14 protein-coding genes are annotated in these 19,757 nt (G+C 54.7%); 3 read left to right on the forward strand and 11 right to left on the reverse strand.

The genetic code is table 11. From position 1 onward, the window contains the following. Positions 1 to 455: 455 nt before the first annotated feature. The 3 genes from msrA to XYCOK13_RS16550 all read right to left on the reverse strand — a co-directional run bounded on the left by msrA (position 456) and on the right by XYCOK13_RS16550 (position 5,522). On the reverse strand, positions 456 to 1,421 hold the full coding sequence (gene msrA / locus XYCOK13_RS16540) for a peptide-methionine (S)-S-oxide reductase MsrA (protein ID WP_213413347.1): 966 nt from the start codon (positions 1,419 to 1,421) through the stop codon (positions 456 to 458). Positions 1,422 to 1,728: 307 nt separating this feature from the next. Then, positions 1,729 to 3,759 carry an ABC transporter ATP-binding protein gene (locus XYCOK13_RS16545; protein ID WP_213413348.1) on the reverse strand — a complete coding sequence of 677 codons (2,031 nt, stop codon included), beginning with the start codon at positions 3,757 to 3,759 and terminating at the stop codon, positions 1,729 to 1,731. Between the two features lie 11 nt (positions 3,760 to 3,770). Next, complete coding sequence (locus tag XYCOK13_RS16550; RefSeq protein WP_213413349.1) at positions 3,771 to 5,522, reverse strand: ABC transporter ATP-binding protein; 1,752 nt, start codon at positions 5,520 to 5,522, stop codon at positions 3,771 to 3,773. Between the two features lie 186 nt (positions 5,523 to 5,708). Here XYCOK13_RS16550 and ymzB point away from each other — a divergent pair, with 186 nt between their 5' ends. After that, entirely contained in the window at positions 5,709 to 6,098 is a 390-nt protein-coding gene (gene ymzB / locus XYCOK13_RS16555; protein ID WP_213413350.1) for a protein YmzB, read from the forward strand. Between the two features lie 420 nt (positions 6,099 to 6,518). Further along, positions 6,519 to 7,973 (forward strand): catalase KatA, encoded by a 1,455-nt coding sequence (gene katA, locus XYCOK13_RS16560; RefSeq protein ID WP_213413351.1) that lies wholly within the window; start codon positions 6,519 to 6,521, stop codon positions 7,971 to 7,973. Between the two features lie 136 nt (positions 7,974 to 8,109). On the opposite strand, the gene XYCOK13_RS16565 is transcribed toward katA, so the two are convergent. Beyond that, the gene (locus tag XYCOK13_RS16565) at positions 8,110 to 9,078 is read right to left on the reverse strand and encodes a mannonate dehydratase (protein ID WP_244865215.1); all 969 of its coding nucleotides are present in this window, start codon (positions 9,076 to 9,078) and stop codon (positions 8,110 to 8,112) included. Between the two features lie 302 nt (positions 9,079 to 9,380). After that, complete coding sequence (locus XYCOK13_RS16570) at positions 9,381 to 11,414, reverse strand: beta-galactosidase (RefSeq protein WP_213413353.1); 2,034 nt, start codon at positions 11,412 to 11,414, stop codon at positions 9,381 to 9,383. Between the two features lie 154 nt (positions 11,415 to 11,568). Here XYCOK13_RS16570 and XYCOK13_RS16575 point away from each other — a divergent pair, with 154 nt between their 5' ends. Further along, positions 11,569 to 12,402, forward strand: coding sequence for an AraC family transcriptional regulator (locus XYCOK13_RS16575; RefSeq protein WP_213413354.1), 834 nt, complete (start codon positions 11,569 to 11,571; stop codon positions 12,400 to 12,402). Positions 12,403 to 12,827: 425 nt separating this feature from the next. Here the strand turns inward: XYCOK13_RS16575 and XYCOK13_RS16580 are convergent, their stop codons facing one another. From XYCOK13_RS16580 to XYCOK13_RS16605, 6 genes are all read right to left on the reverse strand, one after another. Further along, a complete protein-coding gene (locus XYCOK13_RS16580; RefSeq protein WP_213413355.1) occupies positions 12,828 to 14,327 on the reverse strand; it encodes a glycoside hydrolase family 28 protein in 1,500 nt (499 codons plus the stop codon). An 82-nt stretch (positions 14,328 to 14,409) separates the two neighbouring features. Beyond that, positions 14,410 to 14,727 carry a cupin domain-containing protein gene (locus tag XYCOK13_RS16585; RefSeq protein WP_213413356.1) on the reverse strand — a complete coding sequence of 106 codons (318 nt, stop codon included), beginning with the start codon at positions 14,725 to 14,727 and terminating at the stop codon, positions 14,410 to 14,412. Between the two features lie 44 nt (positions 14,728 to 14,771). Then, positions 14,772 to 15,881: a prenyltransferase/squalene oxidase repeat-containing protein gene (locus XYCOK13_RS16590; RefSeq protein WP_244865216.1), complete on the reverse strand. Its 1,110-nt coding sequence runs from the start codon at positions 15,879 to 15,881 to the stop codon at positions 14,772 to 14,774. Positions 15,882 to 15,991: 110 nt separating this feature from the next. After that, positions 15,992 to 16,870: a carbohydrate ABC transporter permease gene (locus XYCOK13_RS16595; protein WP_213413357.1), complete on the reverse strand. Its 879-nt coding sequence runs from the start codon at positions 16,868 to 16,870 to the stop codon at positions 15,992 to 15,994. Positions 16,871 to 16,892: 22 nt separating this feature from the next. Then, positions 16,893 to 17,846 (reverse strand): ABC transporter permease, encoded by a 954-nt coding sequence (locus XYCOK13_RS16600; RefSeq protein WP_213413358.1) that lies wholly within the window; start codon positions 17,844 to 17,846, stop codon positions 16,893 to 16,895. A gap of 108 nt (positions 17,847 to 17,954) precedes the next feature. Then, positions 17,955 to 19,517, reverse strand: coding sequence for an extracellular solute-binding protein (locus XYCOK13_RS16605; RefSeq protein ID WP_213413359.1), 1,563 nt, complete (start codon positions 19,515 to 19,517; stop codon positions 17,955 to 17,957). Between the last annotated feature and the right edge of the window lie 240 nt (positions 19,518 to 19,757).

The following is a 19,757-nucleotide window of genomic DNA, read 5'->3' on the forward strand; positions in this document are numbered from 1 at the left end:
TTTGATGCAAGGCTAGTGCAAGATTTCCCGCTATGCGCCCCCTTCCTGCCCGGCAGCCCATCAGACTGCCACTGGCCGCGCCTCGGAAGCAGCAACCGCTGCGGGCATCGCTGCAAGGCGCTGCGAGGCTACGGGCTACCGTTGTACGCAATCGTTGCAAAGCAACCGTGCATGGTTACCGCTGCAAGTCAATCGTTGCAAGGCTACCGCTGCACTTTAGCGGGAATTCCTGGTCTTATCCTGGACGGTAGTGGAGTGGCGCGGCGGTTAGCGGACTTTCGTGGTCTTATTTCCATCATTCCGCTTGACCATGCGCCGAAATAGGCTGAATACGACCAGTTTGTTCCGCTATTATGCAAGCAGACAGCGTTCGCGGGCCTATAAGACCAATATTTCCCACTATGCGCCCCTTCCTGCCCGCATCCAATTGGCTGACTTGTGCTGGTTGCACTTTCTCAGCTCTGTTCAAAGAGGGTGCGATATTCGCCGTAACCTTCCTTCTCCAGATCCTCTTTTGGGATGAAGCGGAGCGCGGCGGAATTGATGCAGTAGCGCAAGCCGCCCTTGTCGCGCGGGCCGTCCGGGAACACATGGCCGAGATGGGAGTCCGCGAAGCGGCTGCGCACCTCTGTCCGCACCATCCCATGGCTGAGATCCATGCGCTCCTTTACATGATAGCCGTGCAGCGGCCTCGTAAAGCTCGGCCAGCCGCAGCCGGAATCGAACTTGTCCAATGAGCTGAACAGCGGCTCGCCCGACACGATGTCCACATAAAGCCCTTCCTGCTTGTGGTCCCAGAATTCGTTCCGGAAGGGCGGCTCAGTACCATTGTTCTGCGTGACTTCATACTGCATCGAGTTCAAGCGCTGCCTGAGCTCCTCTGAACTGCCCTTGCGCGTCCAATGCCTCTCGATAAATTCGTCCCGTCCAGACGCTTGCCGATAACGCTTGTAGTGAGCCGGGTTTTTGTGATGATAGCCCTGATGATACTCCTCCGCCTCATAGAATGGACCAGCCGGCAAGATTTGCGTGGCGATCGGTTTATCGAAGCGCCCGCTAGTCGCCAGTTCCTGCTTCGACAGCTCCGCCAGCTCCTTCTGTTCGTCATTGTGATAGAAGATAGCCGTCCGGTAAGAGTCTCCTCGGTCATAGAACTGGCCGCCGGGATCAGTAGGATCTATCTGCTGCCAATATAGCTGAAGCAGCTTCTCGTACGGAAATACCTCGGGATCAAACGTAATTTGCACAGCCTCGTAATGGCCTGTTGTCTCGGAGCAAACTTCCTCATAGGTCGGATTTTCCTTGTGGCCGCCTGTGTAGCCCGACACAACCTTGATAATGCCCGGCATCTCTTCAAACGGCGAAACCATACACCAAAAGCATCCGCCTGCGAACGTCGCGAGTTCCTGACGATTGGACATTTCGCTTCCTCCTTCTGTATCATTCTCCCTCTATTGTAGAGAAAACAGAGGAAAATTGCGAACAGCCATATGTTGCTGCCTCCGATCCGAGAAACGGCGTTTGCTATGGACAGCGGCAAAGCAACCCCTGACGTTAGGCAATTGCACCCTCTTGGTATTACAGCTTCAAGCCCAGTCCTATTCTCGATACGCGTTACTAAAAGCCAGTGCAATTCGCGATCAGCTCCAAGCCCGGTGCAATTCGCTATTCGCTGTCCCATTCAAGCAATGTATGCCCCGTGTTACTGGAGCCCATACGCTGTCCCATTCAAGCCCGGTATGCCTCGCGATACTGGAGCTCATACAGCTTGCGGTACAGCCCATCCTGCCGCAGCAGCTCCTGATGGCTGCCGATCTCGCGAATGCGCCCCTTGTGCAGCACGACGATCTTGTCAGCGTGCTGGATCGTGGACAGCCGGTGGGCGACAATCAGCGTCGTGCGCCCCTTGGAAATCTTCGCGAACGCATCCTGGATAAGCAGTTCGGTTTCCGTATCAATATTCGCTGTCGCCTCGTCCAGGATGAGGATAGACGGGTTGAAGGCCAGCGTTCGCGCAACTGCCAGCAGCTGGCGCTGGCCGGCGGACAGATTGACACCGCGCTCCAGAATCGGTTCGTCATATTGCCGCGGCAGCTTCTCGATGAACGCATCCGCGTTCACAAAGCGGCAAATCTCCCGCACCTTCTCATCGTCAATGTGCTCGTTGCCAAGCCGGATATTCGTCTTGATATCGTCCGAGAACAAGAAGACATCCTGCTGCACAAGACCGATATGGCCTCTGAGCTCCTTCTTCGGCAGGTCGCGGACATCTACGCCATCGATCGTGATGCGTCCCTGCTGCACATCATAGAACCGGCAAAGCAAGCTGATAATCGAGCTCTTTCCCGCGCCGGTCGCGCCGACGAAGGCCACCGTTTCGCCAGGTGATATCGTCAGATCAACATCGTGCAGCACAGGCTCATTCGGATTGTAGGCAAACGACACATGCTCGAAGCGGATCTCGCCCTTGACGTTGTCCAGGTGACGCGGCGCCGTCGGCTCCGGCAGTTCATCCCGCTCGTCGAGCATCTGGAAGATCCGTTCCGAGGAAACCATCGACTGCTGCAGCACTGTGAATTTCTCTGCCATATCCTGAATCGGCTTGAAAAATCGATTGACATAATCGATGAAGGCATACAGCACCCCGAATTCCAGCACGCCGCTGACCATCTGACCTCCGCCGTACCAGATAATCAAGGCCAAGCCAATCGCATAAATGAAGTCCATTACCGGACGATACAAGGAAGACAAATGCAGCTCGCGGTTGTTCGCGTCAAAGTGACTCCGGTTAATCGCATGCACTTTATCAAATTGCCGCTGCTCCCGGTGAAACATCTGCACGACACGCATGCCGGTAATATTTTCGTTCAAAGCGGCATTAATGCGGGACAGCTTCGAGCGCACCTCGCGCAGCGCTTCCCGGGCATATTTGCGGTAAACAAACGTGGCGCCAACAATAAGCGGCAAGGTCAGGAAGGCCACGAGCGCAAGCTTCACGTTCAGCAGCAGCATAAAGACCATGATGCCTGCGAGCATGCAGAAATCTTTCAGCAGATTGATCATGACGTTGCTGTACATTTCGTTCAGCGTTTGCGTATCGTTCGTGACGCGCGTCACCAGCCTTCCCACCGGGTTGCGGTCGAAAAAGGAGAAGGACAGCCGCTGCAAATGGGCGAACATATCGCTGCGCATCTTGCGGATAATTCGCTGGGCGATCAAATTCAGGATATACGTCTGGCCATAGTTCAGCAGAAAGGCGGAGCTCACCAGGAACAAGTACAGCCCGGACAACCAGTACAGGCCGCGCACATCCTGATCGCGAAAGCGGTCCACCTCTTCCTCGGTCAAACGCTTGACCATGAACCTTTCCGCTCCGTCGGCCCTCCACTCCATTAGCGCATACATATCGCCCTGCTTTTCGATGTAAAATACCGGCTTCATTGCCAGTGATTCCGGTTCGAGCTTGCCCGACAGTTTTTTCTCCCGCACCAATACTCGCTCATCAAGCTGCACCGCCGGAACGCCCTTCGGCACTTCTTCCCCCTGCATATCCACCATCGGCAAATGCAGTCCGTTAATGTGATCGTCAATCGCAACCTTGATCAAATAGGGGCCCGAGAGCTCGGCAATTGTAATGAGCGCAACAAGCACCAAGGAGAGGATGAGCAGCCCTTTATGCGGTTTTGTATAGCGGAGCAAGCGCCGGATTAGACGGGCATCGTAGGCTTTGCCAAGCTTTTCTTCCTCATGAATGCTCATGGCTCTCCCTCCTATATTTCCCCGGAAATTTGTTCTTCGAGCTGCTGCTGCTCATACAAGTGATGATACACACCGCCCAGCCGCAGCAGCTGCTCATGCGTGCCGCGCTCCACGATCCGTCCCTCATCCAGCACGACGATCTGATCCGCATGCTGTACGGTAGAAACACGGTGCGCAATCATAATCGTTGTCAGCCCCCGGCGCTTCTGCTTCAACCGCTCCAGCAGCGCTTCCTCCGTCTTCGTATCTACAGCAGACAGGCTGTCATCCAGCACGAGAATAGACGGATGCTTAATCAGCGCGCGGGCAATGGACAACCGCTGCTTCTGGCCGCCCGACAAGGTTACGCCGCGCTCGCCCAGCATCGTCTCGAAATTGCCCGGGAAATCCTGAATATTGTCCAGCACCTGCGCATCCTCTGCCGCGCGGACGATCTCCTCCTCGCTCGCCTGGTCTAGACCAAAAGCGATGTTCTCGCGGATCGTCTCCGAGAATAAAAAGTTCTCCTGCGGCACCATGCCGATATCGCGCCGCAGCACCGCAAGCGGAATTTCCTTCAGGGCGTGGCCGTCAATCCGCACGCTCCCTTCCTTTACGTCATACAGCCGGACTAGCAGGTTGACTAGCGTTGATTTGCCGCTGCCGGTTTTGCCGATCAAAGCGACCGTCTGGCCCTGTGGAATATCGAGCGTAACATCCCGGAGAGCCGGCTCCTTGCTGCCCGGATAGCGGAACGTCAGCGATTCGATGCAGATATGGCCGTTGAGCTTGCTTATTGGCTGGACTGCCGGATTGTCCTGAATGTCGGGCTTCGAATACAAAATTTCATTGATCCGGCTCATCGATGCAGCGCCCCGCTGAAAAATATTAATCATCCAGCCAATCCCCATAATCGGTCCAATCAACAAGCCGAGATAGGCGTTGAAGGCGACGAAATCGCCAATCGTAATTTGGTTGCGGATGACCAGAATGCCGCCAAAGCCTAGGACGAGCAAGTAGCTGACCCCAGTCACCCATTGCACTAGCGGATTGAAGAACGCCTGCAGCTTCGCCATGCGCATGTTGCGCATGAAGTTGAAGGTATTAATGTCCGCGAATCTGCGCTCCTGCTCCTCTTCCTGCGCGAATGCTTTGACCACACGCATCCCCGAGATGTTCTCTTGTACCCGGTCGGTCAACGCGGAGAACGCCTCCTGCGCATCCCGGAAGCGGTCATAGATCTTGGAGCCGAAGCTGATCGCAAGAAAGGCCATAACCGGAAGCGGCAGCAAGCCGATCAAGGTCAGCTTCCAGTCAATCGTCACGACCATGATCGCAATGGTCAGGCTGAAGAGCACCAGCGTATCGATCATGACTACCATTCCGCCGCCGAACGTGAAGCGCACCGCCTGGAGGTCATTGGTGGCGTGCGCCATCAGATCGCCCGTTTTCCGCTTGCTGTACCACTGGGGCGAGAGCTTCTGGTAATGCGCGAACAGCTTGTTGCGCAGCTCGTATTCCAGCGTGCGGGCCACGCCGAAGATCATCACCCTCCATAGATAGCGAAAAATAAAAATCCCCACACTCGCGAGAAAAATCCATCCAATATAAGTCCATATGAGAGAAGCGGAGCCCAGTCCGCTGTTCAAATCATCCGTCAATCTCCCCAGCGTCCAAGGTATGGCCAATTGGCTCAGGTCCGTAATGACGATCGACAGAATGCCGATGACATACCTCCATCTAAAGCGCCAGACAAACCCGCGCAGCGTCCACAAGTCTTTCATTCGTTCACCGCCCCCAAACCCGTTCTTGAAATCGCATACAAAAACAGTACCACGATTTTACTGCGATGGGTATGCGAGATTATTATGCATTACAATCCTCCTCTAATAGGCACGTCCTGCGACGATAACGCATAATCCGGAAAAATCTTGGGATAGTAGGAAAATCACGAAGACGAGGTGAAGCGAATGAACACGGCTATAAATGAAGCGACTTCCTGGCTGGAGGCGCATGTAGGAAGCCAGCTGCTGATCCAAAAGGGGGAGTTGGACATCGGATCTCGCCAAAAGGGCGATACAGACATGGTGCAGCTGCAGCTGGAACGGCTGGAAATACGTCGCAGCAAGCAAGCGGACAGCGATGATTACTTCGCCAGCCATGAAATTTGCCTCCACGGTCCGGGCACAATTCAGGCGGATCATGGCGAGGCCGAGCTTCCCCGGCACATGTACGAAATTCCGCTGCCGGGCAGCCTGCGTGCAAGCTCGCAGGAGAACCGGCTGCAGATCGCCACGGAGAGAGCCCTCTACATCATTCAGCCTCACGCGCAGAGGCAGGCGCCTCCGATGCTGCATTAGCCAGCTGCTCTTGCTTGACCGCAAGCACACGAGGTATCGCGGAACGGACATTTATGGCCGTTCCGTTTTTTTTTGAGGCCAATTGCCCATGAGCTTTCGCACTTCATACAAACCATGCGGATCAGGCTCCGCGCATTTGCGCTCGGCACTTCCAGTGTGCGGCATCCTTCTCTTCCAGCAATCTTGACCTTGCCGGACATCTCCGACTCACGCACCAACAGGAATCCCGCCGGCTTCGATACGCCGTATAACGCTTGCTAGCATACGGCCAGTCATTCTCCCGCTGCAAGGAAGCTGTTCGCAGAACTGACAAAACTTTAATTAAAATAATTATAAATAAGTATTGACTATCAATTGAGAAATGTTATCATTGAATAATCGAAGCATTGTTACCAACAACTTTAGACAGGGAGTGGTCTTATGACAAACAAAAAACTCACAACTAGCTGGGGCGCTCCAGTAGGAGACAATCAGCATTCCATGACTGCCGGCTCCAGGGGACCTACGCTCATACAGGATGTGCACTTATTGGAAAAGCTCGCCCATTTCAACCGGGAGCGAATTCCAGAGCGTGTCGTTCATGCCAAGGGAGCCGGGGCACACGGCTACTTCGAGGTCACGCAGGACATGTCCGCCTATACGAAAGCGAAGCTATTCAACGGCGTCGGAAAGCGCACGCCGCTGTTCGTCCGTTTCTCCACCGTGGCAGGGGAAAGCGGTTCGGCAGATACAGTCCGTGATCCACGCGGGTTCGCCGTTAAATTTTATACAGAGGAAGGCAATTACGATCTGGTCGGCAACAACACGCCGATATTCTTCATTCGCGATGCAATCAAATTTCCGGATTTCATCCACACGCAGAAGCGCCATCCGCAGACTCATCTGAAAAACCCTACGGCCGTGTGGGATTTCTGGTCGCTCTCCCCTGAATCCCTTCATCAGGTTACTTATTTGATGGGCGATCGCGGCATTCCGGCAACATACCGCCATATGGACGGTTTCGGCAGCCATACGTTCAAGTGGGTCAACGCTGCGGGAGAGGCAGTCTGGGTGAAATATCACTTCAAGACCGAGCAAGGGGTACAAAATCTGACCGAGGAAGTAGCTGCCAAGATCGCTGGAGAAAACCCTGACTATCATACGGAGGATTTGTTCAACGCAATCGATCGCGGGGATTTCCCGGCCTGGAGGCTCTATGTGCAAATCATGCCGATAGCAGACGCCGATACGTACCGCTTCGATCCGTTCGACGTGACGAAGGTTTGGTCGCACAAGGACTATCCGCTCATAGAGGTGGGCCGCCTTGTACTGGACCGCAATCCGGACAATTATTTCGCCGAGGTCGAGCAGGCTGCCTTCTCGCCTGGCACATTGGTTCCCGGGATCGAGCCATCGCCGGACAAAATGCTCCAGGGCCGCCTGTTCGCCTATGCAGACGCGCACCGATACCGCGTTGGAGCGAATCACCAGCAGCTGCCGATCAATCGGCCTAAGGCGGAGGTCCATCACTATCAGCGGGACGGCGCAATGGCCGGCGGGTCCAATGGCGGCAGCGGCGTATACTATGAACCGAACAGCTTCGAGGGCCCGAAGGAATCGCCGGAGCACAGAACTTCGCCATTCCCGGTATCGGGACAAGCAGCCAGCGTCGCCTATGACAGCGACGATCACTTCACGCAAGCCGGAGACCTGTATCGGCTCATGGATGCAGAGGAACAGGAACGCCTGGTCCAGACGATTGTCAACGCCATGAAGCCCGTCGAAAGAGAAGACATTCTGATCCGGCAAATCCAGCACTTCTACAAAGCTGACCCGGACTACGGCCGGCGTGTAGCGCAAGGACTAGGTCTGGAACAGCATCTGCCCAACGGATAAAAAATGGAAGCTCATAATATCGCGGCCGGATTTGCATCCGCATAGAAGATGCTTTCTGCCTAAGCACGCTCAAGCAAAAAAAAGTCCTCAATCGAATGGATCATCCATCGATTGAGGACTTTTTCTGCATCCAAACTTATTTCTTCTGACCGTAAGTCGCTTCCATCAAGCCCTTGATGTAGCCGACGCCGTACAAGCGGCCAAGCACTTCATAGCCAGGATTGTCATTGTTCTCGCCTGCCATCGTCGGTACGTGGTCCGGTCTGGCCGGCCCGTCGAAGCCAACTTCGGCGTATGTTTTCATCGCTTGGAACATATCTGTTTTGCCGTCGTCATGGAACGTCTCCTCGAACTTCTCCTTCGTGCCTCTCACATCGCGGAAATGAACGAAGAACAGCTTATCCTGTTCGGCAAAGCGGCGAATCGTAGCCGGAATATCGTCGCCTGCCGTAGCCAATGTGCCTTGGCACAAGCAGATGCCGCTGTACTCGCTAGGCACCAGATCAATCGCACGCTGCAGCGCGTCAGCACTGGTCAGAATGCGGGATACGCCGCGGATCGGAGAAATCGGCGGATCGTCCGGATGCAGCGCCAGCTTCACGCCCGCTTCCTCCGCCACCGGCACGATGGCCTTCAGATAGTACTCCAGATTCGTCCACAGCTCGTCTTCGCTGATTGGCGCATTTTCCGTATACGGCGCATCCTGCATCAAGGAATGGTCGTACCCGGATACTAGCGCCCCGCCGCGCGTGCGGATCGTAGTCGAAGTACGGAACCAGTTGAATTCCGCCATGAAATCGTAGCACCAAACGGGAATGCCTACTTTGCCCATGTTGCGGATCAGCTCTTGAACGACCTTGATTTCCTCATCGCGGCCAGGCTGATTCAGCTTGATTTTATTCGCAGGCGGTCTCGATTCGATAACCTCTACGCGAATGCCGAAATTCTCGTAGCGTTGCTTCATGTGCAGCAGATTCATATAATCCCAGGGCTTGAAGCCGTTTTGCTCCGGGGGCAGTCCCGCAACTGCGTAATCTACGCCCATTTGCTTGCTCAACGCCCATAGCCGGTTCTCATGTGTCCCCAACATTTCAGCCAGTTTCAATTGATAGCCCTCCATTGCTTCAGGTAGTTTGTAGCAACCGTTTTCATACTAGTATTGTAGTGCGCGAATATGGAATATTCAATGACTTGCAATTGAACGCATAAAAAATCCGACACAGATTTGAAGGAATACCTACACTGCGGCCATCTGACGAATCATCGCCCGGATTAAAGCCACCTGGAAAGACCATTCTCGGAGAATTCCGCGCGATTCGCTGCAGGATGCCGGTCAGATATCCCTTCATGCATACTGTGCAGATCAACAAGCTGCCCGCTCTGGAACCATCAAGCGTCCTGAACCGACTAGGCCTGCGAGGATGCGAGCAGCACGACGCCGCGTGCAGGCACTTCAACCGAACCCGCAACCGTCTGTTCGCTCAGCATATCCATGTAGGCATTTCCGTCCAGCTCCGCTGTGACAGGCTCGGCCCGATGGTTCAGCAGGAAGTGAATCGTCTCCCCGCTTTTCGTACGGCTGGACACTTCCAGTCCATCGGTCGGCTTCACGACAGGTTGAATGCCCTTCTCCGCGCAAAGTTCGTTCATTAGATCTGTCAGGAAGGCTGGCTCGGGACTCGTCGCTACATACCAGGCAGTCCCCTTGCCATAGGCGTGCTTCGTAACGGCTGGCATGCCCTTGTAGAAATCCATGCCGTACTCGGCCACAGCCTCTGCTCCTTCCAGATGAATCAGATCGCACAGCATGCCGCATTCGTAAGCTTGCTGTCCGCTCTTGAACGGCTGCTTCATCACCAGCTGGTTGCGCTGTTCCGGCAGAAGCGCGTCAATCTCCTCTGCCCAGATGCCGAGCAGCTCCCGCAGCTCGCCCGGATAGCCGCCCAGCGTCACCAGGTCCGCTTCATTCACAATGCCGCTGAAGAAAGTGGTCAGGAAGGTTCCGCCAGTTTGCACGAATGCCTCCAGCTTCTGCGCATACCCGTCCTTCACCATGTACAGAACCGGAGCAATCACGATATCGTAACCGCTCAAATCCTGCTCAACGCCGACCATATCGACCTGAATGTTCAGCTTAAACAGAGCGTCGTAGTATTTGTGCACTTCCTTGACATAATCCAGCGCAACAGTCGGTCCGCTCGACAGATCGATGCCCCAGCGGTTTTCCCAATCGAACACAATCGCGACCTTCGCCTGCACCCGCGCATCCAGAATCCGGTCGGACAGCTTCTGCAATTCCTTGCCCAATGCCGCGCATTCCCGGAATACCCGTGTATGCTCGTGGCCCGCGTGCTCAATGACCGCACCGTGGAACTTCTCGCAGGCGCCGACCGATCTTCTAAGCTGGAAGAACATAACCGTGTCTGCGCCTCTCGCTACAGCCTGATAGCTCCACAAGCGCATGACCCCCGGCCGCTTCAAGGAATTGTAGGGCTGCCAGTTTTGCTGGCTTGGCGTCTGTTCCATCAGCATGAACGGCTGCCCTTGCTTCAGGCCGCGCATCAGGTCATGCACCATCGCCGTATAGCTCACAGGCGTATCCAGCGAAGGATAGTTGTCCCATGAAATGACATCCAGATGCTTCGCCCATTTGAAATAATCAAGCTCCGGATAGGTGCCCATCAGATTCGTCGTTACGGGCAGATGCGGCGTATGCTTCTTAATCTCGTCGTACTCCAGCTTGTAGCATTCCAGCAGACTGTCTGACATAAACCGTCTGTAGTCGAGCGAGATGCCTTGGAAGTTGGTACGTCCTCCGCCCCATTCCTCGCTCAGTTCATTCGGCGGCACGATCTCCTCCCAGTCATAGAAATGGTGGCTCCAGAACCGCGTATTCCAAGCCTTGTTCAGCGCATCCAATGTGCCGTATCTGTCCTGCAGCCACGTGCGGAAGCCTGCCGCGCAGTTGTCGCAATAGCAGTATCCGCCAAATTCGTTGGAGACGTGCCAAATGAGCACACCCGGATGATCCTTGTACCGCTCTGCCAGCTTCGCAGCCATGCGCGGCGCATACAAGCGGTAGGTCGGACTGTTCGGACAGGAGTTGTGGCGCCCGCCGAACCTGCGCTTGCGGCCCTGCGCATCTACACGGAGAATGTCTGGATAGCGCTTGGCCATCCAGGCAGGGTGCGCCCCGGTGCTCGTAGCCAGACAGGTATAGATGCCGTTCTGATAAAGGCGGTCAATGGTTTCATCCAGCCATTCGAGATTATAGGTATTCTCATCAGGCTGGTTCAGTGCCCAAGAGAATACATTCAGCGTTGCCACATCAATGCCGGCCAGCTTGAACATCCGGATGTCTTCCGCCCATACATCCGCATCCCATTGCTCAGGGTTATAGTCCCCGCCATACCAAATTTTTGGCAGTTTTTCATTGATCACAGTCCCACTTCCTTTATCGCATTTTTTGGTGTACAAGAATAGTTGATATAAGGATACTCCCATTTTACATCTTGAAGGATTCCTGCAACATATAATATTCTTGATATAGATATAGGAATCTGGAACTGAAACTGTGGAGGAGGGGGGTTCGGAGTTGGACCAGACACAAGTGCGCCGTTATGTATTTACGCTGCCGCCAGCCCAACCGCTGCCCATACGGGTCGAGAGCTTGGGACACAACCCGAACCAGGAATCGGTTTCGCGGCCTGACGGCTACCCGATGTTCCATTGGCTGCACACAGAAGCGGGCGAAGGAAAGCTGTGGCTGGAAGGACAAGCCTTCACCCTGCCAGCCCATACGGGAATATTGATCTATCCGCATGTGCCGCATGCTTATCGCGCGTCCGATCCGCAATGGGTGACGCAGTACTTGACGTTTCAAGGCAATGCTGTGGACAGTATTCTGGCCGCAGCAGGCATCCGGCAGAGCACCATGTTCCGCTGGCAGCCCGACTCGCCGCTGACAGGATTGCTTGAACAGATGATGCGGCGCAGAGAAACATGGAGTGATATGCTTGGACTGGAGACTTCTACGGAGACGTACCATTTCCTGTTGTACTTGGGGAGGTATGGCCAAGCAGGAACACGGACCAGCGCGGCGGCGGGGATGCGCAGCTTGCAGACGGTCTTGGACTGGATGGAGCAAAATGTGGATAATCCGAATATCGGATTGAAGGAGATGGCTCAAGTATTGGGGCTGTCCAGCAGGCGCTTGCACGCGCTGTTCCAGCAATCCTTCGCCTCGTCGCCCTACGCCTATTTCGTCTCGCTGCGCATGCGCAAGGCCAAGGAAATGCTGGGCCAGCAGCCGGCGCTTACAGTGAAGGAAATCGCGGCCCGATGCGGCTTCCGCGATACCAGCCATTTCGTTGCTACCTTCCGCAAGCATACCGGCTTGCCGCCGGAGCAATACCGCAAGCTGCACTAGCGCGTTCGGCTGTTCAACTCCCCTATGAACAAGCTAGCAGCTCGCGGGGGCCATGCTGGCACCCGTCTGATCTTCGAATGGGCGATTCAATGGAATGGCCGCTGAGTTCGGGGTTCGTCTTGCTTCTGCGCGGATTTCCACAACTTGCCGCGCATCGCTAACGGAACCAGGTGCCGTTATTCAGGCGTTTCCGAAGGAGTTCACCCGCTAACGGTTCTGAGCGACCTTATTTCGTGGTTGGGGCGCCAAAACTACGAGATTGGACCGTAATAAGGGCTATGGGTTCCGTTGCAAGGAAATCGCACTCATCAACGGGCAAATAACGGCTGTCGGTTCCGTTAGCGTCGCGGCCGGCGGGTATAGGCAGAAAACGGATAACCGCGACAAGTCACTGGCGGACGGATCATAATTGCGGGAGCTGCTCCCTACTCCCGCTCCAGCAAATACCGCGGATGCTGCGCCGCCTGCCTGCCTTCGATATGAACCTCCTTGGCACGCTCTGCCGCGACAACCGGCGTATCGGGATGCAGCCGCTTCATGCTGAGATGATGGATGGCTGTATTCGCTGTTTCCTTCAGCGTCAGCGCAGGACCTTGGCGCGTGTCCACCTGCACCCGATACAGCTCCAATCCCTCCGCATACTGCGCATAAATGCCTGCCCCGGCCATAACCAATGTCGGTCGGACCATATCCGGCTCTCCGCCCGCTTCCGCGGCATCCCGGCTCATGGCAATTGAGACATCGCTTAAGACGACATCCCGAATCGGCATCTCCGGCAGGCCGTAGATGAAGCCCGCAGCAGCTCGGCAGCCGGTCGCCGTAACGTTCGAAATCCGCACATGCTCCACGATAGGCGTTTTCTCTGTTACCGGGACCGCCTCTTCGGCAATTATAAGCGGGTCGCTTTCATCCACGCCATGTCGGTAGAACGCATTGATCGCCAGCGGACAGAGCACATCCTCCATATAAATATTGTTCAGCAGCAAATGCCGGATATAACCGCCTCGCATCCGGTTGGTCTTGATGCGGATGCCCCGATCTGTGCCGATGAACTGGCAGTTGGATACCGTCACATTGCGGATGCCGCCGGAATTTTCACTGCCGAATACGATACCTCCGTGCCCGTGCAGCATGGTGCAATTGGTCACCGTCACATTCTCTGTCGGCCTGCCGACTCTTCTGCCGTCTTCATTGATGCCTGACTTCAGGCATAGGCAGTCATCGCCTACATCGAAGCAACAGTCAGAGACCCGTACATTCGTACAGGAATCGATGTCCAATCCGTCGCCATTCGGCGTATCCGACGGATTTTGAAAGCGGACACCGCGCACCTGCACATCCTGGCAATACACCAGATGTGTGTTCCAAAAGGGCGAATTGCGCAGCGTAACGCCTTCGATCTTGACATGCCGGCAATCCAAAAACTGCAGCAGCGGCGGCCGCAAAAATTGCGAATCCCATTCCACAATATTCGTTGCGACAGCATGAATCAGCTGCTCATTCAGCTTGGCAAGCAAGTCTGTCTGCGGAGACCTGTAGCGTTCTCCCCGACGCAGACGCTGGTTCACTGCCCACCAGGCATGTCCTTGTCCGTCGAGGCAGCCTTCTCCCTTCACACTCACTTGCGTCAACCCGCTGCCGAACAGCAGCGGAGTGAATCCGTGGCACTCATAACCGGACCATCGCGTCCAGACAGGGGGATAATGTGAAAAATCATCGCTGAACAAGAGAACCGCCCCGGCCTCCAAATACAAGGTGATTCGGCTTTGCAAACGTACCGGTCCAGTCAGGAAGCGGCCGGCAGGAACCACGACCGTACCTCCCCCGGCGGAAGCGCACTGCTCGATTGCAGCGGCGATGGCGTCTGTATTCAGGGTTGTTCCGTCCCCTATCGCACCAAAATCAGTAATCGCATAATGGGCCAAGCTGAAGCACACCTCCAAGATGGTCTTTTCCTTACGCACAAACACAAACAGCGCAGTAGCGCGGAAAGCAGCTCGCGCTTGTCTATTTTTTGAGCAAATCTTCTCTCAATGGGGTAAAGGTATCCAGCAGCACGCTTGGCTCAAGCGCCCTCACGCCATGCCTGCAGCCGCTCGGAATATGCAGCGAGTCCCCGCGGGACAAGTATACGGTCCGGCCATCAATACTAAAGGCCAGCCTCCCTTGCACACAATACGTGTACTGTTCATGCGGGTGGCTGTGTTCGGCCCCGACCGCGTCCGTATCGAATGCAACCTCCATCATCATCAGACGCTCGCCCGGCGGATGAATCTTGCGCTTGATGCCGGGCTCTACCTGCTCCCATCGTCCATACGGCTCCATTCCCTATTCCTCCCTCCTGGATGCCTGCGCATCGAAGCAAGCTGCTAGTGCCGCAAACTCGAATAAAACCGATCCGCCTGCGGAAGCGGACCAGCCGAGAGCCCTGCAAGGGCATAAACCCGACAGCGGATTAAGGCCGCCTGGGTTCCCGCATTCATATCTCCTTCCACAAAACCGCGGCCCAGACAGACCGGCTCGGGCATGCCGGGATAGCGCTCCCCTTGCTTCACCTGCGCCACATTCGGAGCCGGCGGGGAGCCTGCCAATTCCCGGGAGAAGCCGCCGTCCTGCCTTCTCAGCCTCGTCATATTGGCTATCGTGATCTCCACAATTTCCGTCAATTCCTGGCTCGGAATCGGTATCTTCATATACGCAAGCAAGTCGATCGGATTGCGGATATAGCACATATCCGTCGCCTCTTCATGCCGAAGCGCATGCAGCAAGCTGGCATAGATCCGATCCGTTCGCGGCATGGGCAGCCCGAATCGGCTGTAGAACGTGTGCAGCTTGAATGCGCCCGACAAGCGAACATAGAAGCTGCCTTCTCCCCATAGTCCGGTTTCTTTGTCCTGCGCTTCCGCCAGATAATGAACCGATTCACGCAGGAAGGGCTGGCGATCCTCTTCCGGCATGTCCTCCATGTACATGCACGACGTCGCCAGGCGGTCACACCCCCTCCAGCTGTTGCGGAGGTCGATGCTGCGCCAATAGGCTATGTAGCTCTCAGGGCTGCGCACATAGTCCGGTGCCGCCCCGGCGTGCAGGGGAAGCGGATAGATCGGGCTGCTCCCCAGCTTGGCGAGAGCCCCGACCGCATAACGCAGCGCCCGCTGCACCATCACTTCGTCCTTGGCCATCGCCGGATGGCCATCAAGAAAGTACCCGGTGCCTGGCTGCTGCCGACGCTGAAAAAACCGGATCAGCTTCTCCCTCATTCGCGCAGGCATGACGTCGGCCAGCCGTTCCCGCTGCAAAATATTCAGCGCCTGGGCAGTCGATTCTATATCGGGATGAAAGCGCGCATCCCGTACCGAGCTTGCCGCGTAGTAAAAACCGCCAGTCTCCGAATCATACTGCCCTGCGGTCCATTCCAGAAAACCGTCGAACATGCTGTCCATGCGCTGCAGCAAATGCTCGAGCCTCCCTTTGTTCACGCGTGCATCCTCCTCCTGGTTGTTGGCCAACTTCGCTGCACTTTGGCCGGATTGTTGATAAGGGAATCACGCCACGCCGCTTGTTCTTGTGCTCCCGCCGGCGGGCAGCCTCATCCCTTGATCGAGCCCAGCAGCGCGCCCTTGGCAAAGTGCTTCTGCAAGAATGGGTAGACACACAGGATCGGCACCGTGGCCACAATAATCGCCGCCATCTTGACCGATTGCGAAGGAGGCAGCGCCGCATCCTCAAAGCCGGAATCGTCGAAGCTGAGGCCGGTTGCCACAATAACGATTTGCCGCAAAATGATCTGCACCGGCCATTTATTCGTATCATTCAAATACAAAATGGCAGGCAGATACGTATTCCAATACGTCACCGCGTAGAATAGCGAAATCGTGGCAATCGCCGGCATCGACAGCGGCAGAACGATTCGGAAGAAGATGCCGAAGTCATTGCAGCCGTCAATCTTCGCCGATTCTTCCAAGCCCTCGGGCAAGTTCTGAAAGAAATTTCGCAAGATAATCAGGTTGAATGCATTGATCGTGAACGGAACAATCAGAGCCAGATAGGAATCAATCAAGCCGACTTCCTTGACGACGAGAAAAGTCGGAATCAAGCCGCCGCTGAACAGCATGGTGAACACAACCAGGAACATGATTGTGCGCCTGCCGTCCAAATCTCTTCGCGACAAACCGTAAGCCATCAAAGATGTGATGAACATGCTGAACATGGTGCCAAACAGGGTAATGCCCATCGAATTGGCCAGCCCTTTGAATATGGTGTCCGTTGAGAATATATAGCGGTATGCCGTCAAGCTCCATTCGGTCGGAAACAGCACAAAGCCTCGGCGCGCCAGCTCGGCTGTTGTCGTGAAGGAGCCAGCCAGCACATGGATAAACGGTATCAGTGTAATTAACGCCACCAAGATGAGGACAACGTAGATGAAACCATCAAACAGTCGGCTGGCGATAGAGCGATCTTCAACCATATGCCTCTCTCCTTTTCATCTCTTAGTAAACCCCTTCTTCTCCGAATTTTTTGGCCAGCCAGTTCGCCATCATAATCAGAATCAACCCGACGAACGATTTGAAGAAGCCGACAGCCGTTGAATAGCTGAACTGTCCTTGGCGCAGACCTGCTGTATACACATACGTATCGAAAATTTCCGCAACCTCGCGGTTCATCGCATTCAGAAGCAAGTACACATGCTCGAAGCCCAGTTCCAGCACGTCTCCGATCTTCAGAATCAAGAGCACGATGATGACGCTGCGAATCGCCGGCAAGGTGACGTGCCAAATTTGACGGAAGCGATTAGCCCCGTCTATGCGGGCGGCTTCATATTGCTGCGGGTCAATCGCGGCCATTGCGGCCAAATAAATAATCGTTCCCCAGCCGGCCTCCCGCCAAATAACCTGAAGAATATAGACCGGCCGGAACCAATCTGTGCTCATCAAGAAATTGATTTTATTGAAGCCGAAATACGCAATCAGATCATTGATGATCCCGCCATCCTGTGTCAGCATGACGAAGCTGATCGATACGACGATAACCCAGGACATGAAATGCGGAATGTAGACGATCGACTGGATCGTGCGCTTGAACCATTCCTTCCGCAGCTCATTCAGCATCAACGCCAAGATGATCGGAACCGGAAAGTAAAATAGGATGTTGTACAGGAACAGCACCAAGGTGTTCTTGAAGATCGTCCAAAACATAGGATCGTGGAACAAGCGCTCAAAGTGCATCCACCCTACCCATTCGCTGCCGGTTACGCCTAGATGAGGCTTGTAGTTTTGGAACGAGATGATCAGGCCGTACATCGGAATGTACTTGAACACAACGAAGTAAATCAATCCGGGAATGATCATCACATACAGCAGCTTGTTGCGCTTGAGCCGCTGCCAGCGTTCCGACCGCGTCCGTGTTTGAACCGGCGGCGCGCTTTGAACTGAAAGATCGCTCATTCGCTGTCTTCCTTTCTGCAACTGCAATAGTTTCGTCCACTCGATAGAGAAGAGGCTGTTGATCGTTCAACAGCCTCCGTTGTTTGCTCTCGCGAAAGTCTGTCTGACTTATTTGCTGGCTTGCCATGCCGCGTTGAATTCTTCAATCATCTTGTCGCCGCCCTGGCTTCTCCAGTTGTCAACGGCCTGCTGGAATCCATCCCGGTCAATATCGCCAAGGATGTATCTGAAGGTCGCGTCATTGATAAGCTCCTGCAGGCGAATGCCGCTTTCCGCATACGTAGCCGAATCCAGAGAAGCAGTTGGGTCCAGAATGAGATGCTGGTCCATCTCCAGAATCAATTGTTCCACTTTCACGCGCGGCTCCAGCTCATGATAGCCGTCGTAGCGCCCATTCGTTTCCGGCTCGCCGATAAGGCTGTCCTTATAACCCTTTACTTCGCGGGCAATGAGATCGGCCTTGTCAAGATATTCCTTCGCTCCGCCGTCGACCACTTCATAGTGCTCGCCCTCGATGCCCCAGTACATGAGGTTCGCCAGTTCCGCTGTCATCTGCTTGTCGAAGAAACCTAGAATGTCTCTCAGCTCCTCCTCGGTTTCGATCGCGCTCTTCGGGAACATAATCAGATTGCCGTACCCTGGAATGGTCCACATGCCGAAGTCGCCGTTTGGTCCTTCAATGATTGCAGCTACGTCTAATTCCATGTCCGGGAAATTTTTCTTCGTTTCGCTGTACAGCACATTCACATCCTGCAAAGAACCGACGTACATCCCAGCCGTACCGTTATAGAACAGGTTGCGCTGGTCTTCCTTGCTCGTCACCGGGAATTCCTTGTTCATGTAACCGTTCGAATGAACCTGCTTCATCCAATCCATCGCTTCAAAGTACTCGTCGAACATAAATTCCGGCAGCAGCTGCCCGTCCTTCTCGCCCCAGTTGTTCGGCGCATTGAACCAGGAAGTCACGGTTTTGAATGCGCCGTATACGAGATCCTCGCGATCCGCCAAGCCAATCGTATCGTTCTGGTTGTTGCCGTCCGGATCATCTTCAGTAAAGGCGCGCAGCATTTCGTAAACATCATCTACATTTTTCGGTTCCTTCAACCCCAGATTGTCCGCCCAATCCTTGCGGTAGATAATGCCTTGACGCGCCAGCGGCCGTCCCAGATACAGTGTGTAGATCTTGCCGTCAACCTTCGTGTTCTCCAATATAGAGTCCTTCAGCTTGCTCAATCCCTCGAACTCCTGCAGGTACGGTCCAATTTCCCAGAATTGGCCGTCGCGCATCGCTTCCTTGTATTGTGTGAAGGTATTCTGGTTTTTCATATACACAACTTGCGGCAAGGAATTCGTGGCGAACGCCGCATTCAGCTTCTCCTCATAGTTGCCGTCCGGCACCCATTGGAAGGTGAGCTCCGTGTTCGTCATTTCTTCAATCAGCAGCTCCAGACGATCAGAAGGGACTTCCTTCTCCTTCATGGGAAGCATGATTTCAATTTGTACCGGATCGTTCGACGCTTCGTTTCCACCCGCGTTCGCATCGCTGCCAGTGTTCCCCGTATTCCCGTCATTCGACGCGCTGTTATTCCCATTGCTGGCGCATCCGGCAAATACGGATAGAGTGAGTGCCATGACGCATAGAAGAATAAACCATTTTTTCTTGTTACCCATTGTTCGACCTCCAATTTTATGATATCGCTTTCACAGCCATCATAAGGGGGAGCCGAACGTTACGTACATAATCCTGAACTCACCTGGATTGGCAGCAAACCAGGCCGCATAAGGATTTCCCGACATCCTTCGTCATGAATCTGACCTAATGATTATGGTCTTTATATTCGATTCTTCGAATCCGCAGATGAATCCCGGCTGTTGCGCCAACAAAAAAATGCCCTCTAGTCTTCGCAGACT

This window comes from Xylanibacillus composti, assembly GCF_018403685.1.
GTDB classification, from domain to species: domain Bacteria; phylum Bacillota; class Bacilli; order Paenibacillales; family K13; genus Xylanibacillus; species Xylanibacillus composti.